Source organism: Parafrankia sp. BMG5.11, assembly GCF_004337455.1.
Genome location: NZ_SJXI01000058.1, coordinates 1 through 17,261, shown reverse-complemented (window position 1 = coordinate 17,261; position 17,261 = coordinate 1). Strand labels below are relative to the sequence as shown.

At 73.4% G+C, this 17,261-nt stretch carries 14 protein-coding genes; 11 read left to right on the top strand and 3 right to left on the bottom strand.

What is annotated here, in order from left to right:
- Positions 1-9: 9 nt before the first annotated feature.
- From E0504_RS32875 to E0504_RS32865, 3 genes are all read left to right on the top strand, one after another.
- Complete coding sequence (locus tag E0504_RS32875) at positions 10-1,551, top strand: LCP family protein (protein ID WP_112108885.1); 1,542 nt, start codon at positions 10-12, stop codon at positions 1,549-1,551.
- Positions 1,552-1,753: 202 nt separating this feature from the next.
- On the top strand, positions 1,754-2,719 hold the full coding sequence (locus E0504_RS32870) for a TIGR03089 family protein (protein ID WP_112108886.1): 966 nt from the start codon (positions 1,754-1,756) through the stop codon (positions 2,717-2,719).
- A gap of 40 nt (positions 2,720-2,759) precedes the next feature.
- Positions 2,760-4,190 carry a UDP-glucose/GDP-mannose dehydrogenase family protein gene (locus tag E0504_RS32865; RefSeq protein WP_165938682.1) on the top strand — a complete coding sequence of 477 codons (1,431 nt, stop codon included), beginning with the start codon at positions 2,760-2,762 and terminating at the stop codon, positions 4,188-4,190.
- Positions 4,191-4,232: 42 nt separating this feature from the next.
- Here the strand turns inward: E0504_RS32865 and E0504_RS32860 are convergent, their stop codons facing one another.
- Positions 4,233-4,811 (bottom strand): carbonic anhydrase, encoded by a 579-nt coding sequence (locus E0504_RS32860; protein WP_112108887.1) that lies wholly within the window; start codon positions 4,809-4,811, stop codon positions 4,233-4,235.
- A gap of 426 nt (positions 4,812-5,237) precedes the next feature.
- Here E0504_RS32860 and E0504_RS32855 point away from each other — a divergent pair, with 426 nt between their 5' ends.
- From E0504_RS32855 to E0504_RS32835, 5 genes are all read left to right on the top strand, one after another.
- On the top strand, positions 5,238-5,813 hold the full coding sequence (locus tag E0504_RS32855; RefSeq protein WP_235014902.1) for a GtrA family protein: 576 nt from the start codon (positions 5,238-5,240) through the stop codon (positions 5,811-5,813).
- Positions 5,814-6,058: 245 nt separating this feature from the next.
- Complete coding sequence (locus E0504_RS32850) at positions 6,059-6,661, top strand: TetR/AcrR family transcriptional regulator (protein ID WP_020463351.1); 603 nt, start codon at positions 6,059-6,061, stop codon at positions 6,659-6,661.
- A 426-nt stretch (positions 6,662-7,087) separates the two neighbouring features.
- Positions 7,088-8,377 carry a hypothetical protein gene (locus E0504_RS32845; RefSeq protein WP_131626526.1) on the top strand — a complete coding sequence of 430 codons (1,290 nt, stop codon included), beginning with the start codon at positions 7,088-7,090 and terminating at the stop codon, positions 8,375-8,377.
- 230 nt (positions 8,378-8,607) lie between these two features.
- Complete coding sequence (locus E0504_RS53610) at positions 8,608-10,719, top strand: hypothetical protein (protein WP_131626525.1); 2,112 nt, start codon at positions 8,608-8,610, stop codon at positions 10,717-10,719.
- Entirely contained in the window at positions 10,716-11,396 is a 681-nt protein-coding gene (locus E0504_RS32835; RefSeq protein WP_112105627.1) for a hypothetical protein, read from the top strand. Before E0504_RS53610 ends, E0504_RS32835 begins: the two co-directional genes overlap by 4 nt.
- Before the next feature lie 24 nt (positions 11,397-11,420).
- Here the strand turns inward: E0504_RS32835 and E0504_RS32830 are convergent, their stop codons facing one another.
- Together E0504_RS32830 and E0504_RS32825 are read right to left on the bottom strand one after the other, a co-directional pair.
- The gene (locus E0504_RS32830; protein WP_112105626.1) at positions 11,421-11,930 is read right to left on the bottom strand and encodes a PH domain-containing protein; all 510 of its coding nucleotides are present in this window, start codon (positions 11,928-11,930) and stop codon (positions 11,421-11,423) included.
- A gap of 73 nt (positions 11,931-12,003) precedes the next feature.
- The gene (locus E0504_RS32825) at positions 12,004-12,933 is read right to left on the bottom strand and encodes a biotin--[acetyl-CoA-carboxylase] ligase (protein WP_112105631.1); all 930 of its coding nucleotides are present in this window, start codon (positions 12,931-12,933) and stop codon (positions 12,004-12,006) included.
- 83 nt (positions 12,934-13,016) lie between these two features.
- Between E0504_RS32825 and E0504_RS32820 the strand changes: the two genes are divergently transcribed.
- From E0504_RS32820 to E0504_RS32810, 3 genes are all read left to right on the top strand, one after another.
- A complete protein-coding gene (locus tag E0504_RS32820; RefSeq protein WP_071066305.1) occupies positions 13,017-14,612 on the top strand; it encodes an acyl-CoA carboxylase subunit beta in 1,596 nt (531 codons plus the stop codon).
- Positions 14,613-14,772: 160 nt separating this feature from the next.
- Positions 14,773-15,024 (top strand): acyl-CoA carboxylase epsilon subunit, encoded by a 252-nt coding sequence (locus E0504_RS32815; protein WP_112105625.1) that lies wholly within the window; start codon positions 14,773-14,775, stop codon positions 15,022-15,024.
- Between the two features lie 134 nt (positions 15,025-15,158).
- On the top strand, positions 15,159-16,922 hold the full coding sequence (locus tag E0504_RS32810) for a biotin carboxylase N-terminal domain-containing protein (protein WP_112105624.1): 1,764 nt from the start codon (positions 15,159-15,161) through the stop codon (positions 16,920-16,922).
- Positions 16,923-17,261 lie beyond the last annotated feature (339 nt).

Genomic DNA, 17,261 nt, shown 5'->3' with positions numbered 1-17,261 from the left:
AAGTCTGCGATGAGACGCCCGAGAGACGAGCTTTCAGCCGAAAGATCCGACCTGACCTGGTCGGATGCGGCCGAGCCGCCCGCGCCCGCGACCTGGCGTCCACCGAGCCCACGCGAGCCGCACTTCCGGGAAGCGCGCGTCGCGGAGCCGAACCTCCCAGAGCCGCGTTCCGCGGAGCCGTACTTCACGGAGGCGCGCCTCGCGGAACCGACGCCCGCGATCGGGTCGCACGCCGCGCTGCCACCGGAGCTGAGCCCGCGTCTTGTCCGGCGGCGGCGCTCGCCGCTGCGCCGGCTGTCCGTCACGCTGGTCGCGATGATCTCGCTGTGCGTCCTGGGGGCCACGTCGGTCGGGTGGGCGGCCTACCGGCACTTCGACAGCGCGATCGACCGCAAGGACTGGACGCCCGTCGCCGGCGCCCGGCCCGCGGTGGTCCCGGGCGACCTGAACGTTCTCCTGCTCGGCAACGACAGCCGGGAGGGCACCCACGGCGAGTTCGGCGACCCGGGCGGCATCCGGGCGGACACGACGATCGTCGCCCACTTCGACGCGGACCGCTCCGTCACGCTGGTGTCCTTCCCGCGCGACACGCTCGTGCCCGTCGTGCCCGCGGCCGCCGCCACCGCCCCGGACGGCCTGTCGAAAATCGCGGACGTCATCCCGCTCGCGGGCGTGCCCGGCCTGATCTCGACCCTCGAGGCGTTCACCGGGCTCAAGATCGACCACACCGTCTCGATCAACCTCGCCGGCTTCCGCGCGATGACGGATGCCGTCGGCGGCGTCACGGTATGCGTCCGGCCGCTGCCCGACGGCAGTACCCGCAACTTCCGGGACCGGGAGTCGGGGTGGCGGGGCCAGCTCGGCGAGAACCGGCTCAACGGGGACCAGGCGCTGGCGTTCGTCCGCACCCGCAAGGCGCTGGGCGAGGAGCGGCTGCGCATCCTGCGCCAGCAGCAGTTCCTCTCCCGGCTGCTCGACGCGGCGACGAGCGCCGGTGTGCTCACCAATCCCGCGCGGATCACCAGTCTGCTCGGCGCCGTCGGTGGCGCGCTGCAGATCAGTGACAGCCTGACCCAGACGGAGATGCTCCGGCTGGCGAAGCGGATCAGCGAGCTCGGCCCGGGCGGCCTGCGGTTCATCACGATCCCGACGTATGTCCCGCTGCCCTCGGCCGGCGCCGTCGACGAGATGGGCACGATCCCGCCGCACGGCATGGTCCTCCTGCACGACCCGGCCGGCCTGGAGGCGATCGTGGGCCCGATGCGGGCCACGGCCGAGAACGGCGGCGGCTCCGGATCGCCCACAGCGCCGGGCGTCTCCGTGGCCGCCGGCGCCGCGCCGGGGGCAACCACGCCGGGGGGAACGGCGCAGGCCTCCCCCTCCGCCAGCCCGAGCGGCACAGCGTCCGCCGGCACAGCGTCCGCCGGCACGACGGCCACCGGCACGACGGCCGACCGCACCGCGGCCGCCGGCACGACGCCGCTCCCCGGCACCGCCGCTGGGACGGCATCGGCGGTGCCGGTGCCCGCCGACACCTCCTGCACCCCCTGACCGCCGAACCCGGCTGAGAGGGCCCGATCCCCGGTGCGCGAACGGCGTCCGCGCCGTGTCGTGCCTGTGAACGTCCGAGCTGGGGACGGGAGTCGGTAGCGTTACCGCCCGCGGCGGATCGCCGGCGCTCAGCTCGCCGGAACCCGACCACCGCCGGGCCCGCCCGCCCGCCGACGAACGACCGGATTGGAGACCAGAACCGTTGGACGTCCGGTTCGTCCCAGCACCGTCGATCCTTCCCGACGGCTCCGTGCCGCCCGACGCGCCGCCCGCGCGGTTCCCCGGGGTGGCCGCCGCGCTCGCCGCGCGGCTCGCGCGCGACCCGGCGCGTCCGATGATCACTTTTTACGACGACGCCACCGGCGAGCGGGTGGAGTTCTCCACCACGACGCTGGACAACTGGGTGGCGAAGACGGCGAACCTGCTCGGTGACACGGTCGGCCTCGCGCCCGGGGACGCGGTGGGCGTCGACCTGCCGGCGCACTGGACGACCTGCGTCATCCTGCTGGCGGCCTGGTCGGCGGGGCTCGACGTGCATGTCGCCGTCGGCCCGGAGACGCCGGACGGCGGCCCCGGCGGCAAGGGAGCCGAGGGAGCGGAGGGTGCCGGGTCGCCGGCCACCGGCGCCGGCGGCTACACCGGCGCAGGCACCGCTCCGGAGGAGCTCGGTGTCGTCTTCGTCAGCGAGGACCGGCTCGAGATCGCCACCGGACTGGGCGTCGACGAGATCGTCGCGCTGTCGCTGCGTCCGCTCGGTGGCCGGCTGCGGCGTCCGGTGCCGGGCGTGCTCGACTACGCGGTCGAGGTGCCGCCGCACGGCGACCGCTACGCGGCGCCGCCGCCGCCCGCGGGCCAGGCGGGGCTGATCCGCATCGCCGAGAGCGCCGCCCGCCGCGCCGGGCTGGGCCCGGACGACCGGATCCTCACCGCGGCCGGGCCCGCCACCGCCGTCGGCCTGCTCACCGGGATTCTCATCCCGCTGGTCAGCGGCGCGTCGGTCGTGCTGTGCCGCAACCTGGCCAGCATCGAACCGGCGGCGCTGGCCCGCCGGGCCGACAGCGAACGGATCACCGCGGTGGACTGGTCCGTGCCGGGGCCACTCACCGAAGCCCTGCCGGCCGGGGTTCGTCCCATCGACCCCGTCGACGCGCATGCCCGGCGGCGGTAGCGACGACGTGACCGGCTACCCGCGGTCCCCCCGGCCGCTCATGACGGGTGACCTGCCGGCCGTCCGCCGCATCGGCGTGGTCGGGACGGGCTACCTCGGCGCCACGCACGCGGTCTGCATGGCCGAGCTGGGCTATGAGGTCGTGGGGCTCGACACGGACGCCGACAAGGTCCGCCGGCTCGGCGCGGGCGAGGTGCCGTTCTTCGAGCCGGGGCTCGAGGAGCTGCTGCGCAAGAACCTGGAGGCGGGCCGGCTGTCGTTCACCTGCGACCCGGCCGAGGTCGCCGGGTGGGCCGACGTCCACTTCATCTGTGTCGGCACGCCGCAGCGGGCCGGTGACGGCGCCGCCGACATGACCTACGTGGACGCGGCCGTCGAGACGCTGATCCGCGCCGGCCTGCGGCCGGACGCGCTCGTGGTCGGCAAGTCGACGGTGCCGGCGGGCAGCGCCGAGCGGCTCGCGCGCCGGCTGGCAGCGGGAACCGGCGGCACCGGGCCGGGCGGTGCCCGGACGGGCGAGGCGGCGCCGGGCGGAACGGGGACAGGCCGGGCACGGACGGCACAGCCGGCGCCGGGCGGAGTCGAGCTGGCGTGGAACCCGGAGTTCCTGCGCGAGGGGTTCGCGGTCGACGACACGCTGCGCCCGGACAGGCTGGTCTTCGGCGTCCGGCCGGGCGGGCGCGGGGAGGCGGTGCTGCGGGCCGTCTACGCGCCGGTGATCGAGGCCGGCACGCCCGTGATCGTCACCGACTACGCCACCGCCGAGCTGGTGAAGGTCGCGGCGAACGCCTTCCTGGCGACCAAGATCTCCTTCATCAACGCGATGTCGGAGGTCTGCGACGCCGCCGGCGGGGACGTGACGAGCCTGGCGCGGGCGCTCTCCCACGACGCCAGGATCGGCGGGAGGTTCCTGCGGCCGGGGATCGGCTTCGGCGGCGGCTGCCTACCCAAGGACATCCGGGCCTTCCACGCGCGGGCGGCCGAGCTCGGCGCCGGCCCGGCACTGGGCTTCCTGGCCGAGGTCGACCGGATCAACCTGCGGGCCCGGGAGCGGACCGTCACCCTGATCACCAGGGCCCTCGGGGGCCGCGCGGAGGGCCGGCGGATCACGGTGCTCGGCGCGGCGTTCAAGCCGAACTCGGACGACATCCGCGACTCACCCGCCCTGGAGATCTCCGCCGAACTGCACCGGGCCGGCGCCCGGGTGGTCGTGTACGACCCGGCCGCGATGGCCAACGCCCGGCGGCGCTTCCCCGAGCTGGAGTACGCGCCGTCCGCGCACGAGGCGGCGACCGGCGCGGACGCGCTTGCGGTGCTCACCGAGTGGACCGAGTTCCGCGACCTGGACCCGAACGCGCTCACCCCGCGGGTGACCGGGCGGGTCGTCGTCGACGGCCGGCACGCGCTCGACGGCCCGGCCTGGCGCCAGGCCGGGTGGGCGTACTACGCGCTCGGCCGTCCACCGGCCTGACCGTCAGCCGGGGCTCAGCCAGCCGGGGCTCAGCCGCGCGGGTCAGGCGGTCGCCTGGGTGGGCGCGGACGCGGCCGACTGTGGGCTCTCGGTGATCTCATCGAGCTCACCGGTCTCGACGTCGTACACGAACCCGCGCACCGAGGCCGACGCGCGCAGGAACGGTGACGAGCGCAGCGCTGTGACCGAACGCCAGACGTCCTCCGCGGCGCTGGTGAACGACTGGAGCCGCCACCTCGGGCGCACACCCGTCCGCTCGGCCAGTGAGGCGCGGAAGCCGTCGTCGGTGAGCGTCTCCATGCCGCACCTGGTGTGGTGGATCAGGATGATCTCGGTGGTCCCGAGTGCGTGCTGGCTGACGGCCAGCGATCGCTCGATGTCCTCGGTCACCACCCCGCCGGCGTTGCGCAGGATGTGCGCGTCGCCCTCCGCGAGGCCGAAGATCGCCTCGAGGTTGATGCGGGCGTCCATGCAGGCCACGATTGCCACGCCGGTGGCCGGGCTGGCCGGCCGGGCCGAGCCGCCGCCCGCCGCGCGGCGCCGTGCGGCGAAGCTCGCCGCACGTGCCAGCAGGATGTCGGTCGTGCCCTGGGCGTGTCCGAGTTCTTCGGGCGCGCTCATGACCGGGGGGTCACCTCCGTCGGTTACGTCGCTCACACGGCGTCACCGCCGCGGAGGCTTGCCACTCTGACAAGAATGCAGTGGACGGGACGTCCACCGCCACCCATCTGCCGCGATCGGGCAGGTGCATCGGATCACGGACACGCCCAGGAGTGCCGACGTATCACGCAGCGCACAGGTGGGAACACTAAGGCAGTGACCCGTCACCTGACGTTGTCTTTGCCCTGGCCACGCCGAGGCGTCGCTCCCGGCCGGCGCACCTGGCCCGGCCGGGGCACGATGACAGGCGCCACAGGGCGGCGAACCCGGCGGAGCGCCCGGGCGGCGGGCGCGGTTCCCCTCAAGGAACGGACGCCAGTTGGTAAACGGACGATTCGGGACGGCGACCGGACAGGCGTCGGCGGAGTGCGCATTCGGGGGTGGCAGATGGCGCCGCGCAGGTCGTCGGTAGTCTCTCCTGGTGGTCAAAATCGATGTTCTCGAAGTCGATCGGCGCCGCCCGTGGTGAGCCATCGGGTTCCACGTTCACCACTTCAGGTCCTCATCCATGAGGTGGGCAAGTTCGGCGTCGTCGGCGCGGTCTGCTACGCGATCGACTTCGCCGTCTCGAACCTGTGCCACACCCTTCTCGGGATGGGCCCGCTCAGCGCGAAGACCGTGTCGACGGTGGTCGCGGCGACCTGCTCATACGTCGGCAACCGGCAATGGTCGTTCAACCACCGCGCCCGAACGGGCCTGCGCCGGGAGTACACGCTCTTCGTGATCCTGAACGCGGTCGGGCTGGCTATCGCGCTGGCCTGCCTCGGCTTCGCGAAGTACGTGCTCCACCTCGAGGGCGTACTCGCGTTCAACCTGTTCGGGAACGTCCTGGGCACCGGGCTGGGCACGGTCTTCCGCTTCTGGGCGTACAAGAAATACGTCTTCCTGCACCCGGACCACCCAAAGGTGGCGGCACCTCCGGTGAAGGCCGACCGGGTCCCCGAGCCCGCCGGCCAGGCCTGATCCACCCAGGGCGCCGCAAGGCTCCGGGTTCTTCGCGACCCGGCGCCGAACGGCGCCCTGTCCCGTTCTCATCCCATCGGGACTCTAAGAGAACCACGGGGTTCCGGTACCGATCAGTTCTCCTGGCGCCCGGCTGCGCTAGGCTCTCGAGGCCAGCCCATGCACAGCGTGCCCGGTTCTCCACCAGTGGTGACTCGCTCACCGGGACCGCCGCGCAGCCGGTTCGAGAGCCAGGAGGGTGCGCCGTGACGCGGCCGACGCTCGCATCGCCCCGGCCGGGCGGTCGCCCGCGCGACGAGAGCCGCGACGGCGCGATCCGCCAGGCGACCCTCGAGCTACTCGCCGAGCACGGCTACGACGGCGTGACCATGGACCGGGTCGCCACCCGCGCCAAGGCCGGGAAGGCCACCATCTACCGGCGCTGGCCGTCCAAGGTCGCACTGGTGATGGATTCGATCACCCAGTTCACCGAACAAACGCTGCAGATCCCCGACAGCGGCTCGCTGCGGACCGAGATGATCCTGTTCCTGACCGCGTTCCATGAGCTGGTCGGCAGTGAGCAGGGCCGGATCATGGCCGAGATGGTCTCCGAGATGCCGCGCAATCCGGAGCTGCGTGCCGCCGTGCGCGAGCGCATGTGGAGCCAGCGCAAGATGATGTCCGAGGTCATCATCACCAGGGGGATCGCGCGCGGCGAGATAACCCCGGAGGCCGACCCGGCCATCCTGATGGAGATCGGCACCGCGCTGATCCTGCAGCGGCTGCTCATCACCGGGGACCCGGTCGACTCCGCCTTCATCGAGCACGTCGTGGACGACGTGATCATCGCCTACGCCAGCCGCGGCTGACCGCGGGGCCCGGCCAGCTCCGAAACGGGCCCGCCGGTAGCGGGCCACCTGGAGACCGCGGCGGCGGGACAACAGCGGGACAGGTCCGCGGGAGATCGGCGACGCATCCGCTCCGTGCTGTGACGGTGCGAGAACCAGAACCGATCAGTCATGTCCGAAATACGACCCGCGCCTTCGTTATCAACACGGAACTCCTACGCTTGAGCCGGCGCCTGGTGTCGAACCCTCACAAGACCCTCCGCGGGCACGCGCTCGACGCCCTTCGGAGACGGGGGACGACCGGGCGCCCGCAAACGCCCGGCGCCTCGGCGCCCAGCCCATACGGCGCCGTCCCGCGGGGCGGTCTCAGGTACCGCCGCTCCACCGCCGGCCACGGTCCATGCCGACCGTCGACGCGGGCGACATAGGCACATCAGGAGGAACGTCATGCAGCCACCGAACCCGGGTTCGCAGGACCCGGACGCCGAGACTCGGCGGGTCGACAGCGGTGGCCAGGGCTACGGCGACGACGCCGAGACCCGGCTCGTGAACGACGGCGGCTACGCGGCGCACCCCGGTGACGAGGCGACGCGGCGCGTCGACGGCGGCGCGGCAGGCGGCTACCAGCAGGGCGGCTACCAGCAGGGCGGCGGCTACCAGCAGCCCGGCTACGGGTCGACCGGTGGCTACGCGCAGCAGCCGGGCGCGGGCTACGGCCAGCCCCAGTCGGGCCAGCAGGGCTACCAGCAGCCTGGATACGGCCAGCCCGGATACGACGGCTACGGCCAGCAGAACCCGCCAGGGCAGCAGGGCTACCAGCAGACCCAGGCCTTCCCTCCGGGCTACGGCGCCGCGCCGGGCGCGGAGGGCTACGGCCAGACGGGCCAGAGCTACCAGCAGCCCGGCTACGGCGACTACGGCCAGCAGGGCTACCAGACCGAGGGTTACCAGCAGCCCGGCTACGGCCAGCAGGGCTACCAGACCGAGGGCTACCAGCAGCCCGGCTACGGCCAGCAGGGCTACGAGGGCTACCCGCCCGGTGGCGGCTACCCGGGCGGCCCGGGGGGCCCCGGCGCGCCCAACCCGAACAAGCGCCGCAACATCATCATCATCGCGGTGGCCGCGGCCGTGGCACTCGCCATCGCGATTCCGGTCGCGCTGGTCGCGACCGGCGGCTCCGACGACAAGCCGTCGCCGCCCGTCGCCTCGGGATCGTTGACCCCGTCCGCCTCCACGAGCCCCAGTGCCAGCCCGTCAACGGCTCCGACCAGCGCGTCGCCGTCGCCGTCGGCGTCCCCGTCGGCGAGCTCCGGCGCGCTCACGGCGGCACAGTCGGCGCTGCTCGCGAAGCTGGACCCGACGACGATGACCGACTGTGAGGCGAACCCGGGCGGCGAGGACGAGGACATCGACGCCTCGCTGTTCTGCACCGCCGACAACGGCCAGCTCGTCGCCGCCTACCACTATGTGGACGCCTCGCACCTCGACAACGACGTCGAGTTCCGGAAGACGCAGGTCGAGGACCAGGGTGACTGCGCATCCGGTGACCCCGACATCTTCACGTGGAATTTCAAGGAAGGTCAGACCGAGGGCACGGCCCTTTGCTACTACTACGAGAACAGTTTCTTCATCTTCTGGACCTATGACCGCGATCAGGTCTCGTTCATGGCGCTGAACGACAACGCCTCCGCGCTGTACGAGTGGTGGGCCAAGTTCGACCCGATCCCGCGAGGCTGAGCGGCCGCCGGCATCCGGCGGCGGCGCCCGGATCCCCGCCGGGCTCCCGCCGGATGCCCAGCGCCCGCCGCGGACGGCCCGTCACCGGCGCAACAGGCCCCTGGTCGGGACGCCTCGGGACGATCCGGCGGAACCGTGTGCCTACCCTGTGACGCGCGGCATCATCAGCATGGTGCCATCATCCGTCCCGGCAGCATCTATTCCGGCCAGATCCCCTCTCGGGAGGAATCGTGCCCAGCCATGGCCCCGGCGACGACGGCGTGTCGCCCGTCCCTGAGCCGCCGGCAGGCCCGCTCTCGTCGCGTGACGACGCGCAGACCGCCGCGGACATCGAGGACGAGCTGGACAGCACGCAGATACTGAGGCCGGACGGCGCGCGGACCGGCCTCTCGCTCAGTGCCCCGCCGCCCGGCGGATCGGGGTGGACCGGACCGCCTCCGGGCCCGCCGGTGCCTTCGCGTGGTCCGGTGTCGTTCGGCGGCGGTCCCGCTCCCGGTGGCTTCCCGGGTCTGCGCCCTGGTCCGCACACCGGTCCGCAGCCGCCCGCGCAGGGAGGAGCGGGCGGGCCGGGATGGCCGCCTGCCGGCACGGGACCCGGCACCGGCTACCCACCCCACCCCGGTGACCGTGGCTTCCCGCCCCCGCCGCCGGTGCCACCCGGCCAGGGCGGACCGCCCCGGGGGCCCGGGTCGCCAGGCCCGGCCGTGCCGCCCGGGCAGTTCGGACCACCGGCGCCGCACGCGCTCTACGGCCAGCCCGCGCCGTCCGGCGCGCACACGCCCTACGGCCAGCCGCCACCCGGCCAGTCGCTGCCGCCCGGCCAGGCCCCGTACGGCCAGCCACTGCCCCCCGGCCAGATCCCGCCCGGCCAGCCCGGCCAGCCGCCGTATGGCCGGTCGCCTTACGGGCAGGTGCCGGACGGCCGGCACCTGTACCGGCAGCCGGCCCCGTACGGGCAGCCCGGGCCGCCCGGCAGGCCCGGGCCGGACCTCCCGCCGATCCCACCGGGCCAGGGGAACCCGCCCGGAACGCCCTTCCCCCCAGGACCAGCCGGCGCTCCCACCGGGTGGGCCGGCTCCCCCGGTGGTCCCGGTGCCGCGGAGGACCCCGGGCCCGCAGCGTCGCCGACGCCGGCCGAGGCCCAGGTCAAGCCGCCGGACGACGAGCTGACCTACCGGCTCGCCCCGCCGGGGCCGCCCCCCGCCGTCCCGGACCGGGCGGACTCCCCCGCCGGGGACGGCCCCGGGTTGACGGCCGCGGCCGACGCCGACGCCGGCCGCGCCGAGAGCACTCGCCACGAGCCGGCCACCCACGCGTCCGACGGCGGGAACCACGAGGACCGGTCTTCCGAGTTCCCGGCCCTGACCGGGCCGCATCCGCTGCCGCCGCCGCCCAGGGAGTCGTTCACCATGCGACGCCCGATGCTGCCGCCACCCGGCCGTATCACGGACGGGCCCGTCTGGCCGGTGCCGCCGCCCAGCTACCTCGACTCGCCGTCCGGCGGCGGTCTGCTGCCGGCGATCCCGCCCGACATCACGATGACCAGGGACGGCGCGGCCGGCGACCCCCCGCCGGGGTCCCGCCGCTCGCCGGAGTCCGAGTTCTCATCCGACTTCTCGGCCGGCTCCGACTTCTCGGCCGGCTCCGGGTACCCGGCCGGTTCGGAGTACCCGTCCGGATCGGGGCTCCCGCCCGCCGGCGACGGCGGTCAGGTGCCCGAGCCGGCCGGCCGACCGAGCCGCGGCGTGATCATCATTGCCGCCGTGGCCGCCGTGATCGTGATCGGCGCGGTCATCGGCATCGTGCTGGCGACCCGCGGGGACGACAGCGCCGAGACGACCGCCACCTCGATCCCGCCCGCGGCCGCGGGCGTCCCCACGGACATCCCCGGTGAAGCCCCGGCGGGGCAGCAGCCGACGCCGCAGACCAGCAGCCCCGAGGACACCCTGCGCTCGCTGCTCAACCCGGTCACGATGACGGGCTGCGAGACGCCGCCGGTCAGCGACGGCGCCTACGCGGACGCCACGCTGCAGTGCGTGGGCGCCGAAGGCGTGACGGTGACGGCCTACCACTTCCCGGACCACTCCGCGCTCGACCGCCAGATCGGGGCACGCGAGACCTACTACACCGATGTCGGCAACTGCGACGACGGCCAACAGAGCTCCGAGGAGTGGAACTCGCCGCTGGAGCCCAACGGCGGGTCACGGCTGTGCTACCTGTTCGCCCAGCGCTTCATCACCTTCTGGACCATCGACGACGACCTGGTCGCGTTCTCCGCCTCGGATTCCGACCCGAAGCGGCTGATCACCTGGTGGCAGACGTTTGACCCCATCCGCCGATGAGGCGGCTCCTGCCGGCGGGCGGGCGGACGCGCGTCCTGATCCCCGGCGGGCTGGCCCTGGCCGCCGTCGCCACGGCGGGCGTGCTGATCGCCCGCGCGGCCGGCGGGCCGTCCACCTCGGCTGACCCGGACACCGGGAGATCACAGCCGCCGGCGACGGTCTCCGCGCCACCGGCCCCCCGGGGCACGAGTACCTCGCCCGAGCCGGCGGACCTGGACGGCCCTGAGCGCGAGCTGGCGGCCCGACTGTCCTCGTTCGAGATCACCGGCTGCCGGGGGGCGACCACCGAGGCCACCGCCCCGGGCGGATCGGGCGACCCGGCCGACCCGCGGGCGGCCGGCGTCCAGGCCGCGCTACGGTGCGTGCCGGGGGTGGCGGCCTCCGGGACGCCGCCGGCAGACGTCCTCGTGCTCGGCTACATCGACGAGGCGGCCGTGGCCTCCGACGCGGCCCGGCGCGCGGCGGCGATCGTGGACGTCGGCTCCTGCGAGGCGGGCCAGACCAGCACCGAGGCGTACCTGCTGCCGTCCCGGCGTACGGGCACCTTCGTCTGCCAGGCTGCCCCCGGCCGCTTCGCCGCCTACTGGACGATCGACAGCGAGCGGGTGGCGTTCGTCGCGCAGAGCGACGACCCGGCCGGGCTGATCACCTGGTGGCGCGGCTTCGACCCACTCTGAGCCGTGGCCCGGCAGTGAATCCGGTCAGCCGCCGGAGCGGCGGCGGCCGTCCGCTGCCTCGGCCAGCTCGTACAGCGTGGCGTGCACATCCTCGACCCGCGGGACGTGTGAGAGGACCATCCGCCCACGCTCGCCCGCGCTCTCGATGGAGAGCGTCCCCGCGCCGAGCATCCGGTCGAGCAGGCTCTGCTCATAGGAGACGTCGTTGAGCCAGACGAGCGGGATGTCGCGCCCGGAGCGGGTCACGATCCCCTCACGGATCATCAGCCGCTCGGTCGTGATCACATAGTGGGTGGTGATCCAGCGCAGCCAGGGGGCCGCTCCGAAGTACCCGATGGCGGCCAGCCCCAGGGCGAGGACGAGGTACTGGACCGCCTCACGCAGGAAGCCGTCCGGAACGAAGAACACGCCGAAGGTCGTGAGGGCGAGCGCGGCGACGACGGAGAATGCCGGCACCACCAGGCTGCCCCAGTGCGGGTGCAGGTGGAGGACCACATCTTCGTCGTCGGTCAGAACGTCGTCGGGGAACGCCACCGCCTGATCGTCGCATCCCGGACGACCGCGGCACACCGGTGGGCCGCCCCCAGCTGGCACAACACAGCCGTCGTCAGCGCAGATGGACGATGTCGGCGGCGCTGAACGCCCGGCCGTCGACGATGAGCCGGCCGAGCTCGTCGACGTCGGTCGCCGTGCCGTGCGTGGACGTCCCGTCCGGAAGCTCGACGCGGACCCGCCGGCCCAGCGTGGCGCACGTGTCGCGGTACTCCCCGCGGGCCCGCTCGGGCGCCGCCTCCCACCGGCCCAACGCATCGACGAGGTCGGTCAGCAGGGCGCCGAGCAGGGCGGAGCGGTCCAGGCGGGCGGGGTCGGCGCCGAGCAGCAGCAGGCTGGTGGAGCGCGGCGGCAGCTCCGCGGCGCGGGCGGTGACGTTCAGCCCGAACCCGATCACGGCCGCCGGCGGCACGGCCGGGCTCGGGGCCAGCTCCACGAGAATGCCGGCGAGCTTCGCCCCGTCGACCTGCACGTCGTTCGGCCATTTCAGCACCGCGGGCACGCCCGCGTACCCGCGCAGCGTGCGTACGAGCGAGATGCCGACGACCATCGGCAGCCAGCCGAGCCACCGGGGCTCGATCTCGGGGCGCACCAGCACGGACACCATGAGCCCAGCGCCGGCCGCTGACTCCCAGGAGCGGTCGAGCCGCCCGCGGCCCGCGATCTGCCGCTCGGCGGCGAGCACGAGCCCGGCCGGGGCACCGTCCGTAACCGTGGGCGAGCGGGTGACCGCGGGCAGTCCCACCGCGCCGGGCAGGCCGCGGGCGATCCGTCCGAGCTCGGCGTTGGTCGAGTCGATCTCGTCGACGACGGCGAGCGCCAGCCCGAGACGGGCTGCGAGCGGGCGGAGAGTGTCGGCGTCCAGCGGCCGTCGTGCCCCTGGCGGCACCGCCGGGGCTGGGCTGTGACCTGCGGCAGGGGGCGAGATGGCCGGCGCGGCGGGGGCCGTTCGACGCCCGGGGGATTCGGCGGGATGCACTGGCACGGGACCACCTTCCCAGAGGTCGGGTGAGACGGTCTCCACAACAATCGCGCACGTGGACCACCGACCGCCGTACGCTTCGCGGTATGGCTCTCCCGGCTTCCCCGCAAGAACCGACGCCCGAACCGCACAGCACAGCCGGCCGCCTCGCCCGGCTGCAAGCGGTGACCGACGAGGCCGTCCATGCTGGTTCGCAGCGCGCGGTGGACGCGCAGCACGCCAAGGGAAAGATGACGGCCCGGGAACGGATCGAGGCGTTCCTCGACCCCGGCTCGTTCGTGGAGACGGACGCGTTCGCGCGCCACCGCTCGCACGACTTCGCGATGGACCGCAACCGCCCCTACGGCGACGGCGTCGTCACCGGCTACGGCACGGTGGACGGCCGCCAGGTCTGCGTCTTCAGCCAGGACTTCACCGTCTTCGGCGGGAGCCTGGGCGAGGTCTTCGGGGAGAAGATCGTCAAGGTCATGGACCTCGCGCTCAGGACGGGAGTGCCGGTCGTCGGTATCAACGACTCCGGCGGCGCGCGGATCCAGGAGGGCGTCGTCTCGCTCGGCCTGTACGGGGAGATCTTCTACCGCAACGTCATGGCGTCCGGCGTCGTGCCACAGCTCTCGCTGATCATGGGCCCGTGTGCGGGCGGCGCGGTGTACTCACCCGCGATCACCGACTTCACGCTCATGGTCGACCAGACCAGCCACATGTTCATCACCGGCCCGGACGTGATCAAAGAGGTCACCGGCGAGGACGTCGGCATGGAGGAGCTGGGTGGCGCCACCACCCACAACTCCCGCAGCGGCGTCGCGCACTTCCAGGCCGCGGACGAGGCCGACTGCCTGGAGCTGGCCCGCGCCCTGCTGTCCTACCTGCCGTCGAACAACATGGACGAGGTGCCGGCTTACACCGAGGTCGCCGACGTCGAGGCCGAGGTCGACCCGGAGCTCGACACGTTCATCCCGGATTCGCCGAACACCCCGTACGACATGCACCATGTGATCGAGCGGGTCCTGGACGAGGAGGACTTCCTCGAGGTCCACGCCCAGTTCGCGCAGAACATGATCGTCGGCTTCGGGCGCATCGACGGCCGCTCGGTCGGCGTCGTCGCCAACCAGCCGATGCAGTTCGCCGGCACCCTGGACATCGACGCCAGCGAGAAGGCCGCGCGCTTCGTGCGCACCTGCGACGCGTTCAACATCCCGGTGCTGACGTTCGTGGACGTTCCCGGCTTCCTGCCGGGAACGTCGCAGGAATGGAACGGCATCATCCGGCGCGGCGCCAAGCTCATCTACGCCTACGCCGAGGCGACCGTTCCCAAGGTGACGATCATCACACGCAAGGCCTACGGCGGCGCCTATGACGTCATGGGTTCGAAGCATCTGCGCGCCGACATCAACCTGGCGTGGCCGACGGCCGAGATCGCCGTGATGGGCGCCCGCGGCGCGGTGAACATCATCTATCGCCGCGAGCTCGCCGGCTCGGAAGCGCCCGAGCAACGCCGCAGCGAACTGATCCAGGACTACACCGAGCATTTCGCGACGCCGTACATCGCCGCGGAGCGCGGATACCTGGACGCCGTCATTCCGCCGTCGGTGACGCGGCGCGAGGTCATCCGGGCGCTGCGCCTGCTGCGCACCAAGCGCGAGACGCTCCCACCGAAGAAGCACGGCAACATCCCGCTGTAGGCCGCGGCACTCCGCCGGAGCCGGCGCATCCGCCGGGGTCGCGGCGCACCGCGGTGGTCGTGGCGCACCGCCGCCGCGGGGACGGGCAGCCCGCCGGAGCCGGGATCGCGGGACCGAACGACCAAGGACCGAACGACCAAGGACCGAGGAGGAACGGCCGGTGGCCGACAGACCCGACGAGCTTCCCGGCCGGGCGCACCTGCGGCTGGTCCGCGGGGACGCGACCCCGGAGGAGATCGCCGCGCTCGTGGCCGTCCTGGCCGCACGGTCGGCCCCGGCCGCGCCGCCCGCACGGGTCAGGTCCACCTGGGCCGACCCGGCGTTCCGCCTGCGTTGCGGGGTCGCGGCCGGGCCCGGTGGCTGGAGCCGGTCGGCCCGCACGGGCGGCATACGCTTTCCCGCGGGCGGGTGACCAGACAAAACCGATCATGGCGTCGGCGGCGGGGCCGGTCCTTTCCACCCTCGCTGGCAGAGCAGGAATGGCAAAGAAGAAATATGGTGCGGCCCGACTCGCCTAGACTCAGGCCGGACGAGGACGGGAGGAACGTGCGTAAGATCCTCATCGCCAACCGGGGGGAAATTGCCGTCCGGGTGGCGCGGGCCTGCCGCGACGCGGGATATTCAAGCGTCGCCGTGTATGCGGAGCCCGACATCGACGCCATGCATGTCCGGGTCGCGGACGAGGCGTACGCGCTGGGCGGGACAACGCCCGGCGACTCGTACCTGAGAATCGACAAGATTCTTCAGGCGTGCGAGCTCTCCGGCGCGGACGCGGTGCACCCCGGCTACGGTTTCCTCTCGGAGAACGCGGATTTCGCCGAAGCCGTGATCTCCGCCGGGCTTACCTGGATCGGCCCGCCGCCGGAGGCCATCCGCCGACTCGGTGACAAGACCGCCGCGCGCCACATCGCGCTGGCCGTCGGCGCCCCGCTCGCCCCGGGCACCGCCGACCCGGTCGCCGGGGTCGGCGAAGTGGTCTCGTTCGCGAACGAGCACGGCCTGCCGGTCGCCATCAAGGCCGCCTTCGGCGGCGGCGGCCGCGGGCTCAAGGTCGCGTGGAACGCCGAGGAGCTGCCCGAGCTGTTCGAGAGCGCGGTACGCGAGGCCGTCGCGGCCTTCGGCCGGGGCGAGTGCTTCGTCGAGCGCTACCTCGACCAGCCCCGCCACGTCGAGACCCAGATCCTGGCCGACACGCACGGCAACGTCGTCGTCGTCGGCACCCGCGACTGCTCCCTGCAGCGGCGCTACCAGAAGCTCGTCGAGGAGGCCCCCGCGCCGTTCCTCACCGAGGAGCAGAACACCGCGCTGTACGAGGCGTCCAAGTCGATCATCCGCGAGGCCGGCTACGTCGGTGCCGGCACGGTGGAGTTCCTCGTCGCCAAGGACGGAATGATCAGCTTCCTCGAGGTCAACACCCGGTTGCAGGTCGAGCACCCGGTGACCGAGGAGACCTCCGGCGTCGACCTGGTGCGGGCCCAGTTCCGCATCGCCGAGGGCGAGGCCCTCGACCCGGTCGACCCGACCCCGCGCGGCCACTCGATCGAGTTCCGCATCAACGGCGAGGACCCGGGTCGCAACTTCCTCCCGGCGCCGGGCACCGTCACCACGTTCACGGCTCCGGCCGGCCCCGGGGTCCGCCTGGACACCGGCGTCGAGAGCGGCAGCGTCATCGGCGGGGCGTTCGACTCGCTGCTCGCCAAGCTCATCGTCACCGGGGCGACCCGTCAGGAAGCCCTGGAGCGAGCCCGGCGCGCGCTCGACGAGATGGTCGTCGAGGGCATGGCCACCGCGCTGCCGTTCCACCGCGCGGTCGTGCGCGACCTGGCGTTCGCACCGGAGGCGGCGGACGAGCCGTTCCGGGTGCACAACCGCTGGATCGAGACCGAGTTCGACAACACGATCCCGCCGTTCGCCGGCGGCACCGACGCCGACACCGAGACCGACCCGCGGGAGACCGTGGTCGTCGAGGTCGGTGGCAAGCGGCTGGAGGTCGTCCTGCCCGCCGGGTTCGGCGCGGGCGGCGGCGCGGCCGTCTCCGCCGGTGCCGCGGCACCCAGGCGGCGCTCGGCGAGCAAGGCCGCGGCCAAGGTCACCGGCGACGCGCTGACCAGCCCGATGCAGGGCACCATCGTCAAGGTCGCGGTCAGCGACGGCGACACCGTCGAGGCCGGCGACCTGATCGTCGTCCTCGAGGCGATGAAGATGGAGCAGCCCATCAACGCGCACCGGGCCGGGACCGTCGGCGGGCTCGCGGCAGCGGTCGGGGCTGTCGTGACCAGCGGTGCCATTCTCTGCGAGATCAAGGACTGACCGAACGACGCCCACCGGCGGCGGCGTTCCCCAGGCGGGGAGCGCCGCCGCCGTCGTTTCCGGCACGGCCGCGGTGACGGTGACACTGGCGGTGACACTGGCGGTGGCGGTGGCAGCCATCCGCGGTCGGCGCTGGCCCGATCGTCCCGGCCCCCGATCCGATCACTCTGAGCTTCAGCTCGACCGCGGTGGGCGGCGGCTTGATCGCGGTGGGCGGCGCGCCGGCCGCGATGCGGAACGCTCCCGCCGTGGTACTCCGATCGGGTGCGCCGCACGGTGGCGTCACGCGGTTCGGGGCGCCGAAGCTCCGCCACACTCTAGAGCGCCGGTCAGGTAGTC